The following is a 21,263-nucleotide window of genomic DNA, read 5'->3' on the forward strand; positions in this document are numbered from 1 at the left end:
GGCCTCAGTCGTCGCCGGTGACGCGCACGATTTCTTCCAGCGTGGTCACCCCGCTGTCGACCCAGCGCTGGCCATCCTGCCGAAGCGTGCGCATGCCGGCACGTCGCGCGGCCTCGCGCAGCGCAGGCTCGCCCTGCCCTTCATGGATCAGTGCACGCACGCTGTCATCGACCACGAACAGTTCATGGATGCCGGTGCGCCCCCGATAGCCGCTGTTGGCACAGGCCGGGCAGCCCACCGCACGCCACACGGTTTGGCCTTCGCCATCCACCTCGGCGCGCCGGCACTGCGTGCACAGCCGCCGCACCAGCCGCTGCGCCAGCACACCACGCAGCGACGAGGCCAGCAGGAATGGCTCCACGCCCATGTCGGCCAGGCGGGTCACCGCCGAGATGGCGTCGTTGGTGTGCAGCGAGGCCAGCACGCCATGCCCGGTCAACGATGACTGCACCGCAATCTGCGCGGTCTCCAGGTCGCGGATCTCGCCGATCATGATGGTGTCCGGGTCCTGCCGCAGGATGGCGCGCAGCGCGGTGCCGAAGCTCATGCCGATGCGTGCGTTGACCTGGATCTGGCCGATGCCGGCGAAGTCATACTCCACCGGATCTTCCACGGTGAGGATGTTGCTGGTGCTGCTGTCGAGCTGGCCCAGCGCGGCATACAGCGAGGTGGTCTTGCCGCTGCCGGTCGGGCCGGTGACCAGCACGATGCCATGCGGCTGGCGGATCAACCCGGTGAAGGTCGCCAGGGTGTCATCGGCCATGCCCAGCCGCTGCAGCTGCAGGCGGCCGGCATCCTTTTCCAGCAGGCGCAGCACGGCACGCTCGCCATGCCCGGTCGGCACCGTGGAGACACGGATATCCAGCGGCCGCCCGCCAACGCGGATCGCAATGCGTCCGTCCTGCGGCAGGCGCTTTTCGGCAATATCCAGGTGCGCCATGATCTTGATGCGCGAGACCAGCGCTGCGTGCAGTGCACGCCGCGGCTGCACCATGTCGCGCAGGGTGCCGTCCACCCGGTAGCGCACCACCGAATGGGTCTCGAAGGGCTCGATGTGCAGGTCGCTGGCGCCATCACGGGCAGCCTGTGCCAGCAACGCGTTGATCATGCGGATCACCGGCGCATCATCCTGTGCATCCAGAAGATCGGTGACCTCCGGCATGTCCTGCATCAACCGGTCCAGATCGACTTCGCTTTCAGCGGCGCCGACCACGGCCGCGGCATCGCCGCCATCACGGTACTGCTCGCCCAGGCGTTGCTGCCACGCGCCGGCATCCAGTGTCTGGAATGGCAATGGGCCATGCCGGCGACGTAGTTCAGCCACGGCCCATGCCGCCGTATCAGGCCGACCCAGCAGCACGGGCTCACCGTCGGCCTCGGCCAGCATCACGCCATGGCTGCGCACCCAGGCATACGGCAATGTTGGCAGCGGCGACGTCGTGGTCACGGCCCGATCACCAGTTCCGGCGTGTAGCCCAGCCCGCGCAGCTGCTGCAGTGCCGGGTCCAGCTTCGCCGGATCGCGCGGCAGGCGCACCCGCAGGCGCTGGCTGCCCTCGCCCGGCGTGGCCTCGGCGTAGGCCTGCAGGCCCAGTGCCCGCACCTGCGCGACACCCTGGCTGGCCCGTGCATGGTCCAGGCCCTGCGCGAACTGCACCAGCTGCGCATCGCCATCACCGGCCGGGTACAGCGCCGCCAGGCTGGTGTTCTGCAACGGCTGGCCCTGTCCATCGCGCGCATTGCCCTGGCCCAGCACGGACAGGTCCTGCGGCGGCAGCTGCGGTGCCGACAGCGCCGGCAATGCCCAGCTCTGTACCGGCTGTGCAGCGGCCTGGGCATTTCGCATGTAGTCGTAGCGGTCGCGGGTCAAGCGCTGGCCAGCCGCCGGGTCACGCACCACGTGCGGGCGCAGGAACACCATCAGGTTGGTCTTGGCGCGCTTGCGGGTGTCGCTGCGGAACAACGCACCCAGCACCGGGATCTTTCCCAGACCCGGCACGGCATCACGGCCATGGCTGACGCTGTCTTCCAGCAGGCCACCCAGCACCATGATCTGCCCGTCATCCAGCAGCACGCTGGTATCCAGTGCACGCTTGTTGGTGATGATGCCGGCGGTACTGTTCGCGCTCTGCGCGTCGATGCTGCTGACCTCCTGGTAGATGTCAAGCTTCACCGTGCCGCCTTCGGAAATCTGCGGGCGCACCCGCAGCTTCAGGCCCACGTCCTCGCGCACGATGGTCTGGAACGGGTTGTTGCTGCCGCCGCCACCGTCGGTCACGTAGCGGCCGCTGACGAACGGCACGGTCTGCCCGACCATGATGCTGGCCGCCTCGTTGTCCAGCGTCATCAGGTTCGGCGTGGACAGGATGTTGGCCCCGCCCTTGCTCTGCAGCGCGTTTGCCAGCGCCTTCATGTTGAGGATCTGGCCCACGCCGGGCAGGTTGATGGTGCCGTCGATCACACCGATGTTCAGGCCATCCCTGGGCAGCACATCCAGGGTGGTACGTGCGGTGGTGCTCAGGCCGCTGCCGCCGGTGACGCCGCCAAAATGGGTGCCGCCGAAGGTGCGCCCATTGCCCAGCATCCACTGCACGCCCAGTTCGGCTGCATCGGTCTGGTTCACCTCCACGATCAGGCTTTCCACCAGCACCTGCGCACGGCGCTGGTCGAGCTGGTCGATCACCCGCCGCAGGTTGCGGTACACCGGTTCCGGTGCCGAGATCAGCAACGTGTTGGTGGCGACGTCCGCCTGCACCGAGACGCCGTTCTGGCTGAAGCCGGTGCTGCCGGCGTCGATCGGGTCGCGGCGGTTCGGGTCCAGCCGCTGCGACTCCAGCGCATTGCCACCGGGCTTGGCCGGCTGCGTCTGCGACGGCTGCGCGGGCGTGGCGCGGCTGTTGTCGGTGGACTGCGCCGTGATGCCTTCGTTGCTGCCCATCGCCGGTGCATCGGTCTGTCCTGCCACCACGCCGCGCAGCACCCCTGCCAGTTGCGTGGCCTGGGCGTTGCGCAGGTACACCACGTGCAGGTTGCCGGATTCATCCTGTGCCTTGTCCAGCTTCTCCACCAGCTGCCGCGCCAACCGCGTGCGACCCGGGCTGCTGGAGCGCAGCAGCACGCTGTTGCTGCGCGGATCGGCCATCACCACCACCTTCTGCGAGGGCTCGGCGCCCTGCGCGTCCAGCAGCGGGGCGACCATCGCCGCCACGTCCACGGCGATGCCCTGCTGCAGTTTCACCACATCGGTGTCCATGCCGGCCGGGGTATCCACGCTGGCGATCACCCGCGCGATGCGTTCCAGGTTATCGGCGTAGTCGGTGATCACCAGCGTGTTGTTGCCCGGGTTGGCCGTGATCGGATTGTCCGGGCTGATCATCGGCCGCAACACCGCCACCAGCGCAGCGGCATTCTCGTAACGCAGCGCGAAGGTACGCGTGGCCACCTCGCCGCCCGCACCGCCGGCGCCCACACGGCCACCGAGCAGCTTGGCATCGGCCTGCGGCACCACCCGGCTGACACCGCCGTTCTCGACCACGGCAAAGCCGCGCATGCGCAGCGCCCCCAGCAGCAACTGGTAGGCCTGGGTACGGCTGACCGGGCCGTCGGATACCACGGTCATCTTGCCGGTCACCCGTGGGTCAACCAGGAACTGGCGACCGGTGAAGCGCGCCGCCATGCGCAGCACACCGCCGATATCGGTATCGACCAGGTTCAACTGTACCGGCTCATCGCGGGCATCCTGCGCCAGCACCGGCGCTGGTACAGGGGCCATGCCCACCACCACGGCCAGCGCGGCGCTGCAGGCAAGGCTGCGCATCGCCCTCATGGACGGCCACCCGCCGTGGGGGCCATCACGATGTTTCCGGAAATCCGCGCCGCCGGCATGTTCGCATCCCCTGTCCGTGTCAGTTGCAGTTGCTGCAGTTCGATGGCCGGGTCGGCCAGCAACGGCAACAGCCAGTTCCATAGCGCGTCGGCGGGTACGGCCTGCACCTGCAGGTGCCAGCGCCCATCGCGTGCTTCGATATGCAGTCCGTCGGCAAGGCCGGCCGTCTTGATCTGTCCGCGCAGCGCGGCCAGCGTCGGCAGCTGCCCCTGCAACTGTCGCTGCTGCTCGCGGGCACGCAGCAGCGGCGCCAAGGCGCGCGCCTGTACCTGCAGCCGCGGCAGTTCGGCCTGCCAGTGGCTGCGCTGCTTCAGCAGCGGGTCCAGCCAGAACGACCACAGGCCTGCTGCAAGCAACGCCATCACCATCAGTGCCAGCATGCCGCGATCGCGCGGCGGCAGGCGCTGCCAGCGCTGCTGCAGGCCAGCCGTGCCCTCGTGCAGGCGCAGGCGCGCGGCCGTCACTGCCCGCCCCCGCTCACGCGCAGCCGCCCACCGGCCTCGCGCACCAGCTGCAGGCCCTGCGCCTGCGCGGCCTGCTGCCATTGTTCCAGCCGCTGCGGATCATCGGCCAATGCTCGCGCGTCGTCGTCCAGCTCCAGTTCCAGCAGGCCCGGTGCGTAATGCAGGCCACGCACCTGGCCGCCCAGTTCGGGGACGGCCTGCAGCGTGCTGGCCACCTGCCGCTGCACTGGCGGCAAGGGGGGCGCCGGTGGTGGCACTGCAAGCGCGCGCCGCGCCTGCAGTACCGGGTCCACCACATCGGTGATCTCCGGGAAGTGCGCGCTGAACTGCCGTGCCATGTCCTGCTGCAGCGTCTCGCCCTCGTTGCGCCAGCGCGAGACCTGCAGTTGCAGGCCCAACGCCGCCAGCACCACCGCTGCCAATGCCAGGCCGATCGCCAGCCGCGGTGCCTGCCTGCTGCGGCCCGGCAGCGGCAATGACCACGCCGGCAGGGTCCCGCTCGCCTGCAGTTCCTGCGCGAGTGCGGTTGCCGGCAGGCTCTGCGGCCACGCCGACGGCACGCTGTCGATCCATTGCACGGCCTGCACGCCGGACTGCTGCAGGCGCGCTGCCAAGGCCTGCATGACCACACCGGTGTCACGCCCGCCGCACCATTGCACGAAGCCACGATCGCGCCCGCTGCGCACCAGCAGGTGCTCACCGCAGGCCTGCAGCGTGGCTTGGGCCTGCCTGCAGGGCAGCAGCAACGGCGTTGGATACAGCGCCTGCAGCTGCAGGCCGCACGACGCCAACACCTGCTGTGCCTGCGCGATCGCGTGCTGGCCCAGCCAGGCCACCGGCACGCTGCCATCGGCCGCCTGCGCTCCATGCGCCAACGCCACCTCCTGCAGGTCGTCCAGCAGCATCGCCTCCACTTCACCCTGCACGGCGGCCTGCAGGCGACGCCCTGACAACGGCGGCAACTGCAGCTCCAGCAGGATCAGGTCGTGCGGATCCAGACCGGCCAGCACCGCAGCCTGCGGATGACGCTGGCCCAGCACGGCCAACGCCTCGCAGCCGTGGGCCAGCAGCTGGCCCTTGTGCAGCTGCGCCCATTCCACCGCGCTGTCGGCACGCAGCCGCTGCAACGCCGGCAGGCGAATCCTCAGCTGCACGCTCATGCGCCGATCCTCGTCCACACCCGCTGCACGCGCACGCTGTCGTCGCGGTACTCGCGCCAGATCAGCGCCCGGAAGTCGACCGTGCTGCCATCGGCCTGCACCTGGCCGACGGCGAGGAACCACTCACTATGAATGCCAAGGGGCACTACCGCCATCTGCGCGTTGCTCAGTTGAAGCCGGTTGGCGATATCGCCGCGGTTGAGCAGCCAGTGGCCGCCGTCACGCTCGCCGAGCAGCGCCTGCAGGCGCCCGGGATCGATACCTGGGGTGACCGCCTGCAGGACGCTCAGATCACTGGTGTTGGCGTTGACCAGCGTCTGTGCCGGCAGCACCACCGTGCGCCGCGCCAATGCCTGTACGGCGGCCGGGTCTGCACCTGGCAATGCCTGCGCGATCAGCGATTCACGCGGCAGCGGGGCCTGCGCCTGGATATCGCCATCGCGCAGGCGCGCCTGGATGTGGTTGGCCGCAGATGCACAGGCGCCCGGCCCCAGGCCCTGCCCGGAGCACAACGCAATGAATGCCTGCCGGGCATCGGGGTCCGCCCTGCCATGGGCAAGAAGATTGCGCAGGTTGAACATCGACTGCGCATCGACCAGCTGTAGCTGCACCGGCAGCGGCGCCTGCAGCTGCAACGGCTGTGCCCAGCGCCCGCTGCGCACGGTCGTCAGCTGTTCGTGCGCGTCCGCGCGCAGCTGCTGCGCCGCACGTTCCAACGTGGCGTCCACCGCCATGCGCACCTGGGCGCGCAGCTGGTCGCCGCGCAACGCGCGCAGCTGCGCCGACTGCCGGGTCAGCAGCGCGGTGGCGATCACCGCCACCAGTGCCACCACCAGCATCGCCACGATCACCGCCATGCCGCGCTGGCGGGCGCGCGGAACCGATCGCATCCGGGCTGCCATCGGCGCGCCTCAGAGCTGCCAGGAACCGATGTCCGCGTTCCCGGCGTCGCCGCCGGGCTTGCTGTCCGCGCCCAGCGAAAACACATCGATATCAGCGTGGCTGCCCGGAATCTGGTACTGGTACGGGTGACCCCACGGATCATTTGGCAGGCGGTCCAGATACGGGGTAGCCGGCATCGCGCCGCTGCCCTGCGGCGGCTTCACCAGCGCCTGCAGTCCCTGCTCCGCGCTGGGGTAGCGGCCGTTGTCCAGCTTGAACAGCTTCAATGCCTGCATCAACGCGGCGATATCCTGGCGCGCTGCAACCACGCGGGCCTGGTCCGGGCGATCCATCAAACGCGGCACGATCAATGCGGCAAGGATGCCGATGATCACCACCACCACCATGATCTCGATCAGGCTGAAACCCTGCTGCCGAGCCCTGCGACCAGCCACCTGCCTTGCCATTGTTCCGCCCTCGTCATCCAGGAAGAGACCGCTGCGCCATGGTCAGCGGTGCATGTGTCAGTACGATAAACATCCGCCCGCTATTCGCTGCGGCTGTGCCTGCAGTGGTGCAGCACGTACGGTGGGCACGCACGCCGCCTGCAGCAACGGCAAAGGAAGCGTGCCCAGCGTTTCGTCGATGCAGGCACGCAGCAGCGGATGCGCGCTGGCCTGCAACAGGCGTACGCAGTGCATCGGTGACCACACCGTGCCGTGGTCGATGCCGATGAACTGCCGGTAGGCCTGGTGGTAGCGAAGGTCGTCGTAGACGCGCTGCGCACTGTTCAACCCACGCATCACCACCAGCAGTGCCGCGCGTTGCAGCACGCGCGCATCGCCTGCGTCCAGCGGCAGCAGCATCGCCGCGCACTCGGGCCAGGGCCGCAGCTGTGGGTCGAGTGCACCGCGCAATGCAAGCAGCGGGTGCGCCGTGCTGTCCAATGAAGCCCAGCGCGCGGCGTCAGCCCAGGCGTCGCTGGACAGTACCCAGACCCAGGAATGCCCGTAACGCTGCACGTTCAACGGTGCATGCCGCGCCTGCTCCAGTGACTGGCTCAGGTGACGGTCCAGCTCCAGCATGCTGATCCTGCGACTGTCTGCCATCGGCGTCGCCTGCGCTCCGCGACGCGTGGTGCGTCGTACTCTGGAGAAGACGTCGGCAAGGCAGATGAAGCGACAGCGCAAATGCATCTCTGCGCACTGCGTTGCGCTTCATGCGGAACGTCACGACAGCGTCATCAACCTGCAGGCTTCGCGCTCCAGCCGCGGCGCCTGACCACCGCAGCGCCGCGCCAGGATCGCAACGTCACTGCGCTCGGAAAACGCAACCAGTGCATCGGTCATGTCTGCGTCATCCATCCATGACGCCATCGCAACACGCAGTGCAGGCAGATGCCAACCGTCCATCACGCCCTCGGTGCCGGCAACGAACCAGTGCCACAGGCGGTGGAACTGCACCTGTTCGTGCAACTGCGGCAGATCGCCGACGCCATGCATGGCCATCAACAGCAGCGCACGGGCCATCGCGGCCGCAGGCAATACACCATTCTCCGGCAGGGGCAGTGCCTGCCGCTGCAGCCGCAACAGCATCGCCAGCGGATGCGCCTGCGGTTCGAAGTGCAACAGCGCCGCCTGCCGTTGCCACTGCGCATCGGATACCACGCACACCCAGGGTGAGCCATAGCGCTGCACCGTCAACGGCTGTCGCTGCGTGGTTTCCAGCAGTGCTGAAAGATTCCGGCGCAGGTCCAGCACGCCCACGGTCTCGTTGCGCATCCTTGGCCTCTCCTGGCTTGCGATGGCCCTGCGCAGCGCGCACGGCCGGATTCATCATCTACCCAAGGACGGCAATGCCACCCGGAAAGCGACGCAGGTCCAGTGACATCGTCAGTCGCAGCTGCTCCAGTGCGGCATCCGGATCGTCGATGCGGAAGCGGCCACTGACCGGCGCGCGGGCCAGTGCCGATTCACCCAGCAGCACCTTGCCGCGCCGATAGCGGTTGATCTCCTCCACCACATCGCGCAGCGGTGCACGGCGGAACACCAGCATGCCCGAGGTCCAGGCACTGACTTCGGCGGCCACGGCCTCGGCCACCACGCCACTGAGGCGCTCGTCGTAACGGGTCTGCTGGCCGGCCTGCAGCTGCAACCTGCCCTGCGGGTGCTCGATGCGGGCACTGCCGCGCAGGCAGGTCACCCGCACCTGGCCCTGGGTATTGCGCACGTCAAGGCGCACCGCCCCTTCGTCGGCAATCACGCAGCCTGGCCCGCAGAACAGCGCCAGGCGCAGACCGGCCCGGGTCTCGATCGCGGCCTGGCCCTGCACCAGCTCGAAGCTCTCGCCCTGCCCGTCAGCGCGACGCCGCAGGCTGCTCTGCGTGTCCAGTTCGATCGTCAGCCGTGGCGAGGGCGTGATCTGCAGCCGCTCGCCGGTGCCGGTATGGAAATCGGCCGCCATCGCGCTGACCGACGGCCACAGCCCCAGCGGCGGACGGATCGCTGCCACCACCGCCAGGCTGGCCGGTGCGGCAATCGCAGCGCCAAGGAAGGCACGGCGGCTCCAGCGCTGCGCCGGACCGGGCGCTACCGGCTGGCGCGCGGCGGCCGGCAGCTGCTCGCCCGCCAGGCGTACCTGCTGCCACTGCCGGCGTGCACGGCCGAACGCCTCGCGATGGCGCGGATCGGCCTCGCACCACGCCCGGAACCTGCGCCCTTCGGCCGCGGTGGCTTCGCCGGAGGTCAGCCGCACCACCCACGCGTGCGCCTGACGCTCGACGGCATCCAGCGGGCGTTGCGGGCGATCGTCAGCGTCCATGGGAGCTCATGCCGGACCCGCACGCTGCGGGGTTCTGCTCGGCGTCAAAGTGTAGACGGATGCCGTCGCTCAGAACCGCACCTGGCGCCCCTGGCCATTGCGTTCGGCCAGGTAGTCCTGCGCGGCCTTCAGCTCACGCTGCACCAGCCGCAACGACACGCCAAGGTGATCGGCCACGTCGCGCTGCTGCAGCCCGTCCACGCGGATCGCCAGCAGGATGCGGCGGCGGCGCTCGGGCATGCGCTGCAGCAGGGCCACCATGTCCTCCAGCGCGAACTCCAGCTCGGCGGCCTGTGCCGGGCCCGGCGCCGGGTCGGCCAGGTCCATCAGCGTGTCCACCTCTTCCAGGCTCAGCAGGCGATGATCGGCCCGCTGGCGGTCGATCACGGTATTCATCGCCATGCGCAGCAGGTAGGCCGCCGGGTTCTGCACCGCGTCCAGGCGATCACGGCGCGCGCTCAGCCGCATCCAGGTGTCCTGCAGCGCATCGCCCGCCAGTTCCTCCGAACCCAGCTTGCGCACCAAGCGGCGCTTCAGCTCGTCGTAGGCGCCCAACAGGTGGTCCATCAGGTCAACTGCCCCAGCCGTACCGTTGCTCATGTTCAGATCCTTGAAGTCATGGAGGGGACGCGCGCCGGCCACAATCGTGGTCGGTGCTGGAAGGCCGGATCTGCAGCGTCACCGGCTGTGGCAGCGCAGCCGCGTCGGCGGCCAGCACCAGGCCCTGCAGCGCCTGCAGCAGGCGTGTGTCACGCCGCGCACTGCCACTGCCGGACAGCAGCTCGGCCTCGCGCACCTGGCCGTCGTGGTTGATGCGGAAGCGCAGCGCTGCGGCATAGCGGCCGGGCGCCAGATCGGGGTCGTCACAGAACGCCGCGCGCAGGCGCTGCTGCAGGTCGCCATAGCGGCGGCGACGCTCGGCAGCGGGCGGTTCGTCCGGCACCACGGCATCACCCCCGGCCGGCGCGCCCCGGCGCAGTACCACGCGCTGGTCGCCAATCACCTCGGCCTCGATGCCGCTGTCCTGCAGCAGCATCTGCAACGCAGGCAGCGCTGGCAGGCGCGCGTGCAGCGGATGGCTGCGGCGCCCGGCAGCCAGGTCGCCCGGATACATCACCGACCACCCGCTGATGACACTGAAGCGCTCGACCGCCTGTTCCAGCGGCTGCGCAGGGATGTCGTAGGCATGGCCACCGTCCTGTGCGGCAGCGGCAAAGCACAGCAGCAGCCCTGCGGCGATGGCCACCTTCCAGATTCTGACCGCACGGTGTCCATTCAGCCCCCTGACGTAGAACACATGACCCTCGGCAGCGACAGCAGCTGCAGCAGCAGCGCAGCACGACCGGCGACCCGGCCCGCGCGCGACCAGCAAGCGGGCTCAAACCGTACCGGCGCCAGATGTCATTGCGATGACCGCTGCCTACGGCCGACGTCGAGCCGGGCGCCGTGACGCCATCTGCTCCTGGGGTCAGAGCCCGTTGCGCAGCAACGGGATCCGACCCCGAAAGATCGCGGGGAACTGTCGAAGGCGGGGTGGGTCCGGTTGCGGGGGCGTGAGCCGCATGGATGCGGCGACCGAGCTTACAGGGACGTACTTGCAGCGTCCCCCGTAACCGGACCCACCCCGCCATCCCTCAGCAGGCCAGCTGTTGCTGCTGCTCCTGAGGTCGCCGGCCAGCGGCCGGCACTACCGCGGGTGCCGGGTGCAACCCGGCCGGAAACCCTCCATTCCTCAAAGCGGCAACTGCGTCGTCTGCTTGATCCGCTGCATCGGGATCTCGGTCTTGGTGTTCTGCACCCCGGCGATCCGGTTCAGGTGCTGCATCTGGAACTGGCGGTACGCATCGAGGTCAGCCACCGCCACCCGCAGCAGGAAATCGCAGTCACCGGCCATCAGATGGCATTCAAGCACTTCCGGGAAGGACTTGATGCTGTTGATGAAGTGATTGGTGGTGTCCTCGTCCTGCCCGCGCAGCCACACCCGCACGAACACGGTGAAGCCGCGGCCCACCTTTGCTTCGTTCAGCAGGGCCACGTAGCGGTCGATGTAACCGCCATCCTCCAGCAGCCGCACCCGGCGCAGGCATGCCGAAGGAGAGAGCCCGACCTGGCGCGCCAGCTCCAGGTTCTGCAGGCGGCCATCGCGCTGCAGCGCATCGAGAATGCGCCGGTCCAGATTATCGAGCTGGTACTGCATTGGATTTCACCGCAGGCGGTCTTGAGCGCATGGAATATCAATAGTCAGCGTTTCAATGGCATCAACGCAACCCGATTTCGCGATCGGACCGCTAGCATGGGCCACCCCCACTTCGTTGTGTCGTTCCATGGACGCCCGTACCACCCTCCCCCTGCCTGAGGCCGCCTGCGATACCGCCCCGCGCGCCGAATTCCTGCGTGGCCTGCGCGCGGCCGTGCCGGTGATGATCGGCTTCATTCCCTTTGCGCTGGTGCTCGGTGCCCAGGCCGCGCAGAAGGGCCTGACCGCACTGGAAGTGCCACTGATGACCGGCCTCAACTTCGCCGGCGGCTCCGAGTTCGCCGCCGTCGAACTGTGGACATCGCCGCCGCATATCGCCCTGATCGTGGCCATCACCGCCCTGGTCAACAGCCGCCACCTGCTGATGGGCGCCGCACTCGCACCGCTGCTGCAGCACCTGCCGCGCCGCCGTGTACTGCCGGCCCTGTTCTTCATGTGCGACGAGAGCTGGGCGATGGGCGTGGCCGACGCCCGCCGGCGCGCCCTCGGTTTCAGCCTGTCCTACTACCTGGGCGTCTCGGCCGGCCTGTACACGGTCTGGGTGGCCTGCACCGCACTGGGTGCGATCGTTGGCCCGCTGCTGGGCGACATCCACGCCTACGGGTTCGACATGGCCTTCCCGGCGGTGTTCCTGGTGCTGCTGCGTGGCATGTGGCAGGGCGTGAAGGCCGCGCGCCCCTGGCTGGTCAGCCTGCTGGTGGCAGCGACCACCTACCTGCTGGTGCCGGGTGCCTGGTATGTCGCCAGCGGTGCGCTGGCCGGGTTGGCCGCCGCCTGGCTGCTGGCCGAGGACGCCGCATGATCTTCAACGGACTGATCCACTGGACCTCGGTGCTGACCATCGTGCTGATGGCGGCCGCCACCTATCTGACCCGCATCATCGGCTTTCTCGCGCTGCGCAACCGCACGCTCAGCAAGCGCGCAGTGACCGTGATGGAAGCCGCCCCGGGCTGCGTGCTGATCTCGGTGATCGCCCCGGACTTCGTGGCGGACAAGCCGGCCGATCTGGCCGCGCTGGCCATCACGCTGCTGGTCGCCACGCGGTTTTCGATGCTGCCCACGGTGTTGATCGGTGTGGTATCGGCCGGGGTGTTGCGTTACCTGATGGGCTGACGCCTCTTCGCCGGGCCATGTCCGGCGAAACACCCCCTGCGACACCCGGTCGCAGCCGATCCCGCCACCGTCTTGATCAATGTCAATCCGCCCGCCGCCGCGCGGGCGTATCTCTATGCAGGAACCCAATACGCCGGCGTCACCGGCATCCAAAGGACCTGCGATGAGCTACCCCCCCGACAACGCCCAGCTGCTGAATGCCATGCAGAACGTCATGGTGATCTCCACCACCGACCTGCAGGGCAACATCACCTACGCCAACGACCTGTTCTGCACGCTCACCGGGTTCGGGCGCGAAGAACTGATCGGCCAGCCGCACAGCATCGTGCGCCACCCGGATGTGCCCAAGGCGGTCTACAAGGACATGTGGGACACCATCAAGGCCGGCAAGACCTGGACCGGCATCGTGCCGAACCTGGGCAAGGGCGGCGTGCTCTACGTGGTCGATACCACCGTGCAGCCGCTGTTCGATACCGATGGCAACATCACCTCCTACATCAGCATCCGCCGCGTGGTGAACGACCTGATGCAGAACTACGACCTGGTCGAGTTCAGCAAGGAAAAGTTCGACGACTTCTACGAGGCGGCGTGAACGCCATCCCGACCTGCCTGCCCATCAGCCGTCTGCTGGTGGGCTTCGCCTCCGAGTCGGGCAATGCCCGCGCCCTGGCCCAGCGCCTGGGCGCGGACCTGCGGCCCCACCAGCCGCAGGTGCTCGCATTCAACGACATCGATGTGGCCAGCCTCGGCCAAGGCGATGTACTGCTGGCCATCTCCAGCTCGTTCGGCGATGGCGAGCCGCCCGCCAACGGCGAGCGCTTCTTTGAATCGCTGCGCCAGGCCCCGGCCCTGCCCGGCCTGCGCTACGCGGTATTCGGGCTTGGCGATACCGGCTACCCGAGCTTCTGCGGCTTCACCAAGGCACTGGATGCCGCCCTGAGCGCGCGCCAGGCACAGCCGCTGCTGCAGCGTGTCGATGCCGATCTGGGTTACGAGAACTTCTTCCAGCAATGGCAGCCGGTACTGGGCCAGGTGCTGGAAGGTGACACCGCCGCCGGCCAGGACCTGCGCCTGCAGGTCACCGCCTATGGCGATGACAATGCCTTTGCCGCGCGCATCCTCGAACGTCGCCGCTTGAACAGCAGCGATCCGGCCGCGTGGCATCTGCAGCTGGACATTGCCGGCAGCGGCATGGCCTATCGCGCGGGCGACACCCTGCATCTGGTGCCGGAAAACGATCCGGCACTGCTGCAGGCACTGGCCCGTTGGTACGGCGACAACGCTGCCGTGACCACGCTGCACGACCGCGAACTGCGCCTGCTGAGCAAGGGCGTGTTGCGTGAACTGGCCAAACTGGGCGGCAGCGAGGCACTGAAGGGCCTGCTGAAGGTCAGCCAGAAGCGCGAACTGGAGGCGTATCTGCATGGGCTGGACCTGCTGGACATCCTGCAGGACCACGCCAGCCCGGACAGCATCCCGCTGGCCCGCCTTCGCGAGCTGCTGTCACCACGCCTGCCGCGTGCCTATTCGATCGCCTCGCACCCGCGCGATGACCAGCTGAGCCTGTGCGTGCGCGAAGTGCGCTACACGCTGCGCGGCCGCGAGCGCTTCGGCACCGCCACCGGCAGCCTGTTGCATGGGGGCGATACCGCGCGCGTGTACTGCCGCTCCAATCCCGGCTTCCATCTGCCCGATGCGGGCGATGCACCGCTGCTGCTGGTCGGCACCGGCACCGGGATCGCGCCGTTGATGGGCCTGATGCAGGAACTGCAGGCCACCGGCTGCCGGCGCGAGGTGCACATGGTGTTCGGCGAGAAACAGCATGCGCATGATTTCCTGTACCGCGAACAGCTCCAGGACTGGCAGTCGCGCGGCGTACTGGCCGGCCTGCATACCGCGTTCTCACGCGACAGCGCACAGAAGGTCTATGTGCAGCACGTGCTGCAGCAACGTGCCAACGAGGTGTGCGACGTGCTGGCCCGCGGCGGGCATCTGTACCTGTGCGGCAACAAGAGCCATCTGGAAGGCGCGGTGCGCGAGGCCATCGATGCCATCGGTGGCGAAGGGCACTGGGACACATTGCGTAGTGAAGGCCGCACCCACTGCGAATTGTATTGATCCGTTGATCCTGTAGAGCCGAGCCCATGCTCGACTGCTCTCCGCGACACTGTCGACGGCAGCCCAACATGGGCTCGGCTCTACAGGAAGCAGGTCAACCGCCGACGATGCGGCCGTCTACAACGCGTGCCACCTGCTGGCCAAACATAGCGACGTCCTGCGGATCGTGGCTGATCAGCAGCAACGGAATGCCAGTCTTGTCCAGTACCGTCTCAAGCTCCTGGCGCAGATGCTGCCGCAGGTCATGGTCCAGCGCGGAGAACGGTTCGTCGAGCAGCAGTGCCTGCGGCTGCGTCACCAGCGCTCGTGCCAAGGCGGTACGCTGGCGTTGCCCGCCCGAGACCTGCGAGGGCAGCAGATCGCCCACCTGGTCGATACGGAATGCCTGCAGCCATTGCTCCACGGCGTCGAAACGCTGGCCACGGCGCGGATTCAACCAGCCGCGCTGCAGCCCGAACGCCACGTTCTGGCGCACGCTCAGGTGCGGAAACAGCGCGTAGTCCTGGAATACATAACCCAGCCGGCGCGCCTGCGGCGGCAGGTCCACGCCGGCACCAGCATCGAACAACGTCTGCCCCTGCAGGCGCACATGCCCCTGCCCGGGCCGCAGCAGGCCGGCAACCGCCTTCAGGGTCAGGCTCTTGCCCGCACCCGAGGGGCCGAACAGCACCACCTGCCGCTGCGTGCACTGCAGCGCAACGTCCAGCACGAAATCCTGGCCGGCACCGTTGAAGCGCCGCTGCACCTGCAGGTCAAGCCACATCGCGCAACTCCTGGCGGCGGCCGCCGACCAAGCGTGCAGCCAGCAGCAGGATCACGATGCATACGATCGAGGTCAGGATCACCAGCGCGTTGGCCTTGCCATCCTGCCCGGCCTGCACGGCCTCGTAGATCGCGATTGAAAGCGTCTGGGTGCGGCCGGGAATGCTGCCGGCCACCATCAGCGTGGCACCGAATTCACCCATCGCACGCGCAAACGCAAGCAGCAGGCCGGCGAGAATCCCGCGCCATGCCAGTGGCAGGGTAATGCGGAAGAACACGGCGGCCTCGGAAACGCCCAGCGTGCGCGCCGCCTGTTCCAACTGTCCGTCCACGCCTTCGAAGGCTGCGCGCGCCGGTTTGAACACCAGCGGCAACGAGGCCACCGCTGCGGCGATCACCGCAGCCTGCCAGGTGAACACCAGGTTGATGCCGAACCACGATTGCAGCCAGGCGCCAATGGGACCATTGCGGCCAATCAGCACCAGCAGGTAATAGCCCAGTACCGTTGGCGGCAGCACCATCGGCAACGTCAGTATCGAATCCAGCAGTTCCCGGCCTGGGAAGCGCCGCCGTGCAAGCAGTGCCCCCAGCGCCACGCCAACCACCAGATTGATCGCGGTGGCCCAGCCGGCCACCTTCAACGACAACCCCAGGGCGCTCCAGTCCAGGTCCATCACTCAGGGCTTGCCGAACCCGTGCTTCTGCAGGATCGCCTGGCCCTGCGCCGAGCGTACGAAGGCCACGAAGCGCCGGGCTTCCACCGGCTGCGCGCTGGCCTGCACCACCGCCAACGGATAGGCGATGCGTCCGGCCACCGGCACCTGGAAGGCACGCCGCACACGGTCAGGCATCGCCTGCGCATCGGTGGCGTACACAAAGCCTGCATCCACTTCGCCGCGTGCCACGTAATCCAGCGATTGCCGCACGTTCTGCGTGCTGATCACCCTGCCCTGCACCGCCGGCCATAGGCCGGCCTTTTCCAGCGCACCCTTCGCATAGCGGCCCACCGGCACGCTGTCCGGGTTGCCCAGCGCGATACGCTGCACGGTATTCCCGGCCAGGTCGGTCAGTGCACGCGGTGGCGATTTCGCATCCGGCGGCACCACCACCCACAGCGCATTCACCGCGAACACCTCGCGCGTGCCGGCGGCCAGCAGCTTCTGTTGTGCCGCCTGGTCCATCGTCGCTTCATCGGCCGAAGCGAACACATCCACCGGTGCGCCGCGGCTGATCTGCTGCTGCAGCACGCCCGACGCGGCGAAGTTGAAGTCGATCCTGCTGCCGGGGTTGGCCTTCTCGTAGGCGCTTCCCAGCTCGCGGAAACTCTCTGTCAGGCTTGATGCGGCCGACACGGTAAGGTCGGCAGCCCATGCAGGCAGTGTCGCCAGCAGCCCCAGCACCACCATCACGCAACGCTTCATCGTCGGCTCCTTGGCCTGACTCAATCGGGTTCGTTCTCGTCGGCTGCGGCCAGTGCCGCCAGCCGCTCGGGTTGCAGCAGCAGGATCTCGCGCTGTTTCACCGCAATCACACCGTCATCGCTCAACCGCCGCAGCACGCGGCTGGCGGTTTCCGGCGCCATGCGCAGGTAGTTGGCGATCTCGGTGCGGGCCATGGTCAGGTTGAAACGCGTGGCGGAGAAACCGCGCCGCGCATAACGCTCGGACATGTCCAGCAGGAAAGCGGCCATGCGTTCCTCGGTACGGTGGTTGGCCGCCAGCGTGGCGACCTTGCCGATCTCGGCACTGAGCAGACTGAACAGCTTGGCCTGCAACCCCGGCATGCGCGTGGCCAGCAGGCTCAGCTTGGGGAAGGAGATCCGGCACAGATGCACCGTATCCAGCGCCACCGCATTGCAGGGAAAGCGCGACCCGTGGATCGCGTTGAGGCCGATCACCTCGCCCGGCAGGCTGAAGCCCAGCACCTGTTCATTGCCCTGGCTGTCATCGACAAAGGTCTTGACCATGCCCGCGCGCACCGCCGCAATCGAATCGAACGATTCACCGGCACGGAAGATGTAGTCGCCGGCGTGGAACGGACCGACGTGGTCGACCAGCACATGCAGGTCACCCAGCGCGGTCTTGTCATAGCCCTGCGACATGCACGCATCGGAAAACGCGCAGGTGCTGCAGAAATGCAGTGCATCGCCATCGTCGGCAGCCGCGGGGTTCGGTGTGGCCCGGCCGAGACGGCCCTGGGGTGGCGGAGTTGAGGACATCGTGACAACACTCAAGCGATGGCGGCCGCCGGCCGGAAGCAGGCTGCCATCATACGCCACAGCAGGCGTCCCTCTTCGGCCAGGCGCAGCACGCGCCCGTCCCAGTGGGCCCAGCCGCGCGCCAGCAGCGGCACAAGTGAAGGCAAGGTATCGGCAAAGCACTGTTCGAAGGGAACATCGTTGCGCCATTCGAACGCAGCCGCATCCACAGCGTGGTCGCAGGCGATGCTCTGCGCGACCTCGGCGGCAAGCCGCTCTTCTTCAGACAGGATCAAGCCGGCGGCCACGCCCACGTGCCCGGCCTGCAGGCGCGCCTGCCAGTGCTCCAGCCCGTCTTCGGTGCGGCAGAACACTTCGCCGATCTGGCTGCACGCAGCCAGGCCGATGCCGATGAAATCACTGCGGTCGCGCCGTGGCACGCCGGCAAGGTCGCAGTGCCGCTGGCCGTCGCCAGCACCGTTGGGGTGCGGCAGGTCGCCGCGCTGGTAGTGGTCGCCGCCGATGCCCACGTAGCCGGCCTCACGCAGTAGCCGCCAGGCCTGCAGCCAGCGTTCGGATGATGGCTGCGCCGGCAGCGCACACGGCGCCGGCAGCAGCACCCGTTCGGGCGCTTCGTCCAGCACCGCCTGGAGGCGGCCGATGAAACCCTCATCGCCGGCGCCCGGCACGCGCAGCTGGTAGTAGCGTGCAGTGAACCCTGCACCACGCGCCTGCACCAGCAGCGCCGGACCGGGTGCATCGGCGCGATCGATCACATTCAGGCGGGTACAGCCGACCGCCCGCAGCTGCGCCGGCGCCAGGTCGCTGCCGGCATCCAGCCGCACCTCCACCTGCGGCCGTGCCACGGTGCGCAGGTGCTGCGGCACCGCATCCAGCAACTGGCCAAGCAGGCGTGGCGGCAAGGCTTCGGCCAACCCCAGCTGCAGCACCATCGCCACCGCTTCGCGGTCGTCGGCCAGTGCATCAGCGTGCAGGCGCAACGCGGTCAACAGGGTGTCCAGGTAACGTTCTGCCGGCACATCATGGGCCAGGCGGCCGGCCTGGAAGCCCAACGTCAGTCCACGCGGGATCAGGTGCTCGTTGCTGGCCCGCACCGCGGCACGCCAGCCGCTTTCGCCAAAGCCAGCGCTGAACTGGTCAGCCGGCGGAAACAGCACGTGCCGTGGCTGCCGCAGCAATGCGGCCTGCAGCGCCGTGTCCTCGCTGGCATCAACATGGAAGCTCATGGCAGACATCCTCGCGCGTCTCTCCTGCTGTGGCCCTGATTCAAATCAAGCGCAGCCCATCTGCACCGCCCCGGTAGTGCCGGCCGCTGGCCGGCAGCACCCTTCACCCGCCGCGCATCCGTTCGGCGGCGGCCGCATCGATCGCTTCGGGCAGGTCGGTCTCGCGGTCGATCTGCGGGAAGTGACGGCGCTCCATGCGACGGATCGCAAAGTGCATCCAGGCCAGTGCCGCCGACACCACCACAAACAGCAGCATGAAGCAGCTGCTCCAGATGCCCAGTGCATCATTCAGGGCACCGAACACGATCGGCAGGATGAAGCCACCCAGCCCGCCGATCATGCCGACCACCCCGCCCACCGCGCCCACGTGCCGCGGGTAGTACACCGGAATGTGCTTGTAGACCGCGGCCTTGCCCAGCGACATGAAGAAGCCCAGCACGAACACCAGCACGGTGAACATCACCACGCCGATGGCCAGGTGGAAGTGGATCGGGCCGTGGATGCCCTTCACCACATATTCGGTATCCGGGTAGGCCAGCAGGAAAGTGCAGATGGCCGACACACCGAAGGTCCAGTACATCACGCGGCGCGCGCCCATCCGGTCCGACATCCAGCCACCGACCACGCGGAACAGGCTGGCGGGAATCGAATAGCAGGCGGCCAGCATGCCGGCCGTGCCCACGTCCATGCCGTAGGCGCCCACCAGGTAGTGCGGCAACCACAACGCCAGGGCAACAAAGCCACCGAACACGAAGAAGTAGTACAGCGAGAACCGCCACACCTGCAGGTTCTTCAGCGGCGCCATCTGCTCGGAAAACGGCACCGGCTTGACGCCATCACGGCGACGCTGTTCCAGCGACGGATCTTCCTTGCTGAACAGGAAGAACAGCACGGCGGTAATCGCCAGCGCCACCGCCCACACCTTGGCCACCATCATCCAGCCGGCCGCCACCATCACCATCGGCGCCAGCAGCTTGGTCATCGCCGAACCGATGTTGCCGGCACCGAAGATGCCCAGCGCGGTGCCCTGCTTGCTGGCCGGGAAGAACTTGGACACATAGGCCACGCCCACCGAGAAATTGCCACCGGCAATACCCACGCACAGCGCGGCAAACAGGAACTGCGGGTAGGTGTGCGCATAGGTCAGCATCCAGGTGGCCACCGCGCCACACAGCATCACCAGCGCCATCACCTTGCGGCCGCCGAACTGGTCCGACCAGATGCCAAGGAACACGCGGCTGACCGAACCGGTCAGCACCGGGGTGGCGATCAGCAGGCCGAACTGGGTATCGGTCAGGCCCAGCTGCTCGCTGATCTGGATACCGATGATGGAAAAGATCATCCACACCGCAAAGCACACGGTGAAGGCAAAGGTGCTCAGCCACAGCGCACGCTGCTGCTGCCCGGCACTGGCGGGGGCAAGGGCCTGGTTCATGGGTTCTCCTTGTTCAAGGTAGGTCAGCCGATCTCGGCTTCAGCTTCGATCTCTTCCAGCCCGCGCACCGGGTAGCGTTCCTGCAGCTGCAGCAGGTAGGCCTGGACCTCGCGCTGGCGCACCTGCAGTTCCAGGTAATCGCGGATCTGCGGCAGCACCACCTCGAACGACAGCGGCTGGCCTTCTTCGCGGCCATCGATGCTGACCACGTGGTAGCCCCAGCGTGATTCCACCGGGAAACCGGCCAGGCCCTCGCGCAGGCGGAAGACCTGGCGATCGAACTCCGGCGTGGTCTGCCCACGCTGCAGCCACCCCAGATCGCCGCCTTCGCTGCTGGACGGGCAACGCGAATGGCGCAACGCGAAATCGGCAAACAGGTGCGGGGCCTCCTTCAGTTCGTTGGCCAGGCGCTCGCCCTCGGTGCGGGCTTCCAGCCGCCCGGCCACATCGTCGGCCGGCGCGGCCAGCAGGATATGGCGCAGGCGCACCCGGTCCGGCGAACGGAAACGCTCCGGATTCTGTTCGAAGTAACGCAGGCAGTCCTCGTCGCTCGGCACGCGGTCTTCGATGGCATCTTCCAGCAGCTGCTGGATCAGCACTTCTTCATCGCTCACCCTACTACCGCCCGGTGCCAGCAGCCCCAGCCGCTCGGCCTCCAACCGCAGCAGCTCGCGCACCACCAGCGCACGCGCCGCCTCGGCACGCGACTGTTCCGGGCGCATCGCCCGGTGATGCTGCATCTCGCGGGCGATATCGGCCTCGCTGATCGCGGTGTCCTCCACGAACAACCGGCACGGCGCCGGTTGCCCGAGCGAGCGCGGGCCCTGCTCCGCGCCCGCGTGCTGGTGCTGGTGGGCCTCGGCCGGTACCGGCTGGGCGGAATCGATCACGGTGATCGGCAGGAACTTCGGCAGGTTGCCCAT

General features: G+C 68.0%; 23 protein-coding genes. 4 read left to right on the top strand and 19 right to left on the bottom strand.

The window, feature by feature from the left end; all coding sequences use genetic code 11:
- Positions 1-4: 4 nt before the first annotated feature.
- The 12 genes from gspE to ACVOLJ_RS04275 form a co-directional block, all read right to left on the bottom strand.
- On the bottom strand, positions 5-1,447 hold the full coding sequence (gspE, locus tag ACVOLJ_RS04220) for a type II secretion system ATPase GspE (RefSeq protein WP_475278951.1): 1,443 nt from the start codon (positions 1,445-1,447) through the stop codon (positions 5-7).
- Entirely contained in the window at positions 1,444-3,825 is a 2,382-nt protein-coding gene (gene gspD / locus ACVOLJ_RS04225; RefSeq protein WP_475278952.1) for a type II secretion system secretin GspD, read from the bottom strand. The genes gspE and gspD overlap by 4 nt, the downstream gene beginning before the upstream one ends.
- Positions 3,822-4,349, bottom strand: a complete 528-nt coding sequence (gspM, locus tag ACVOLJ_RS04230; protein WP_475278953.1) for a type II secretion system protein GspM — start codon at positions 4,347-4,349, stop codon at positions 3,822-3,824. The genes gspD and gspM overlap by 4 nt, the downstream gene beginning before the upstream one ends.
- Complete coding sequence (gene gspL, locus ACVOLJ_RS04235; protein ID WP_475278954.1) at positions 4,346-5,509, bottom strand: type II secretion system protein GspL; 1,164 nt, start codon at positions 5,507-5,509, stop codon at positions 4,346-4,348. The genes gspM and gspL overlap by 4 nt, the downstream gene beginning before the upstream one ends.
- On the bottom strand, positions 5,506-6,411 hold the full coding sequence (gene gspK, locus ACVOLJ_RS04240) for a type II secretion system minor pseudopilin GspK (RefSeq protein ID WP_475278955.1): 906 nt from the start codon (positions 6,409-6,411) through the stop codon (positions 5,506-5,508). The genes gspL and gspK overlap by 4 nt, the downstream gene beginning before the upstream one ends.
- A gap of 9 nt (positions 6,412-6,420) precedes the next feature.
- Entirely contained in the window at positions 6,421-6,858 is a 438-nt protein-coding gene (gene gspG, locus ACVOLJ_RS04245) for a type II secretion system major pseudopilin GspG (RefSeq protein ID WP_475278956.1), read from the bottom strand.
- A 57-nt stretch (positions 6,859-6,915) separates the two neighbouring features.
- Positions 6,916-7,500, bottom strand: coding sequence for a hypothetical protein (locus ACVOLJ_RS04250; RefSeq protein ID WP_475278957.1), 585 nt, complete (start codon positions 7,498-7,500; stop codon positions 6,916-6,918).
- 120 nt (positions 7,501-7,620) lie between these two features.
- Positions 7,621-8,172: a hypothetical protein gene (locus ACVOLJ_RS04255; RefSeq protein WP_475278958.1), complete on the bottom strand. Its 552-nt coding sequence runs from the start codon at positions 8,170-8,172 to the stop codon at positions 7,621-7,623.
- Between the two features lie 58 nt (positions 8,173-8,230).
- Positions 8,231-9,211 carry a FecR family protein gene (locus tag ACVOLJ_RS04260; protein ID WP_475278959.1) on the bottom strand — a complete coding sequence of 327 codons (981 nt, stop codon included), beginning with the start codon at positions 9,209-9,211 and terminating at the stop codon, positions 8,231-8,233.
- Between the two features lie 69 nt (positions 9,212-9,280).
- Positions 9,281-9,811, bottom strand: a complete 531-nt coding sequence (locus ACVOLJ_RS04265; RefSeq protein WP_475278960.1) for an RNA polymerase sigma factor — start codon at positions 9,809-9,811, stop codon at positions 9,281-9,283.
- A 16-nt stretch (positions 9,812-9,827) separates the two neighbouring features.
- Positions 9,828-10,508, bottom strand: a complete 681-nt coding sequence (locus ACVOLJ_RS04270; protein WP_475278961.1) for a TonB C-terminal domain-containing protein — start codon at positions 10,506-10,508, stop codon at positions 9,828-9,830.
- 435 nt (positions 10,509-10,943) lie between these two features.
- Positions 10,944-11,408, bottom strand: a complete 465-nt coding sequence (locus ACVOLJ_RS04275) for an Lrp/AsnC family transcriptional regulator (RefSeq protein ID WP_294996037.1) — start codon at positions 11,406-11,408, stop codon at positions 10,944-10,946.
- A gap of 127 nt (positions 11,409-11,535) precedes the next feature.
- On the opposite strand from ACVOLJ_RS04275, the gene ACVOLJ_RS04280 reads away from it, so the two are divergent.
- The 4 genes from ACVOLJ_RS04280 to ACVOLJ_RS04295 all read left to right on the top strand — a co-directional run bounded on the left by ACVOLJ_RS04280 (position 11,536) and on the right by ACVOLJ_RS04295 (position 14,699).
- Positions 11,536-12,270: an AzlC family ABC transporter permease gene (locus tag ACVOLJ_RS04280; RefSeq protein ID WP_481563538.1), complete on the top strand. Its 735-nt coding sequence runs from the start codon at positions 11,536-11,538 to the stop codon at positions 12,268-12,270.
- The gene (locus ACVOLJ_RS04285; RefSeq protein ID WP_065723444.1) at positions 12,267-12,581 is read left to right on the top strand and encodes an AzlD family protein; all 315 of its coding nucleotides are present in this window, start codon (positions 12,267-12,269) and stop codon (positions 12,579-12,581) included. The genes ACVOLJ_RS04280 and ACVOLJ_RS04285 overlap by 4 nt, the downstream gene beginning before the upstream one ends.
- Positions 12,582-12,744: 163 nt before the next feature.
- Entirely contained in the window at positions 12,745-13,173 is a 429-nt protein-coding gene (locus ACVOLJ_RS04290; protein ID WP_481563539.1) for a PAS domain-containing protein, read from the top strand.
- A complete protein-coding gene (locus ACVOLJ_RS04295) occupies positions 13,170-14,699 on the top strand; it encodes a diflavin oxidoreductase (protein WP_481563540.1) in 1,530 nt (509 codons plus the stop codon). Before ACVOLJ_RS04290 ends, ACVOLJ_RS04295 begins: the two co-directional genes overlap by 4 nt.
- Before the next feature lie 94 nt (positions 14,700-14,793).
- Here the strand turns inward: ACVOLJ_RS04295 and ACVOLJ_RS04300 are convergent, their stop codons facing one another.
- The 7 genes from ACVOLJ_RS04300 to ACVOLJ_RS04330 form a co-directional block, all read right to left on the bottom strand.
- A complete protein-coding gene (locus ACVOLJ_RS04300; RefSeq protein ID WP_475278964.1) occupies positions 14,794-15,462 on the bottom strand; it encodes an ATP-binding cassette domain-containing protein in 669 nt (222 codons plus the stop codon).
- Entirely contained in the window at positions 15,452-16,135 is a 684-nt protein-coding gene (gene modB / locus ACVOLJ_RS04305; protein ID WP_475278965.1) for a molybdate ABC transporter permease subunit, read from the bottom strand. The genes ACVOLJ_RS04300 and modB overlap by 11 nt, the downstream gene beginning before the upstream one ends.
- Before the next feature lie 3 nt (positions 16,136-16,138).
- Positions 16,139-16,882, bottom strand: a complete 744-nt coding sequence (modA, locus tag ACVOLJ_RS04310) for a molybdate ABC transporter substrate-binding protein (RefSeq protein WP_481563541.1) — start codon at positions 16,880-16,882, stop codon at positions 16,139-16,141.
- A 20-nt stretch (positions 16,883-16,902) separates the two neighbouring features.
- The gene (locus ACVOLJ_RS04315; protein WP_475278967.1) at positions 16,903-17,679 is read right to left on the bottom strand and encodes a helix-turn-helix domain-containing protein; all 777 of its coding nucleotides are present in this window, start codon (positions 17,677-17,679) and stop codon (positions 16,903-16,905) included.
- 11 nt (positions 17,680-17,690) lie between these two features.
- Positions 17,691-18,905: an oxygen-independent coproporphyrinogen III oxidase gene (locus ACVOLJ_RS04320; RefSeq protein WP_481563542.1), complete on the bottom strand. Its 1,215-nt coding sequence runs from the start codon at positions 18,903-18,905 to the stop codon at positions 17,691-17,693.
- A 103-nt stretch (positions 18,906-19,008) separates the two neighbouring features.
- Positions 19,009-20,340: an MFS transporter gene (locus ACVOLJ_RS04325; RefSeq protein ID WP_481563543.1), complete on the bottom strand. Its 1,332-nt coding sequence runs from the start codon at positions 20,338-20,340 to the stop codon at positions 19,009-19,011.
- Between the two features lie 23 nt (positions 20,341-20,363).
- Positions 20,364-21,263: a peptidylprolyl isomerase gene (locus ACVOLJ_RS04330; protein ID WP_481563544.1), complete on the bottom strand. Its 900-nt coding sequence runs from the start codon at positions 21,261-21,263 to the stop codon at positions 20,364-20,366.

It is taken from the genome of Stenotrophomonas sp. STEN046 (assembly GCF_056759755.1).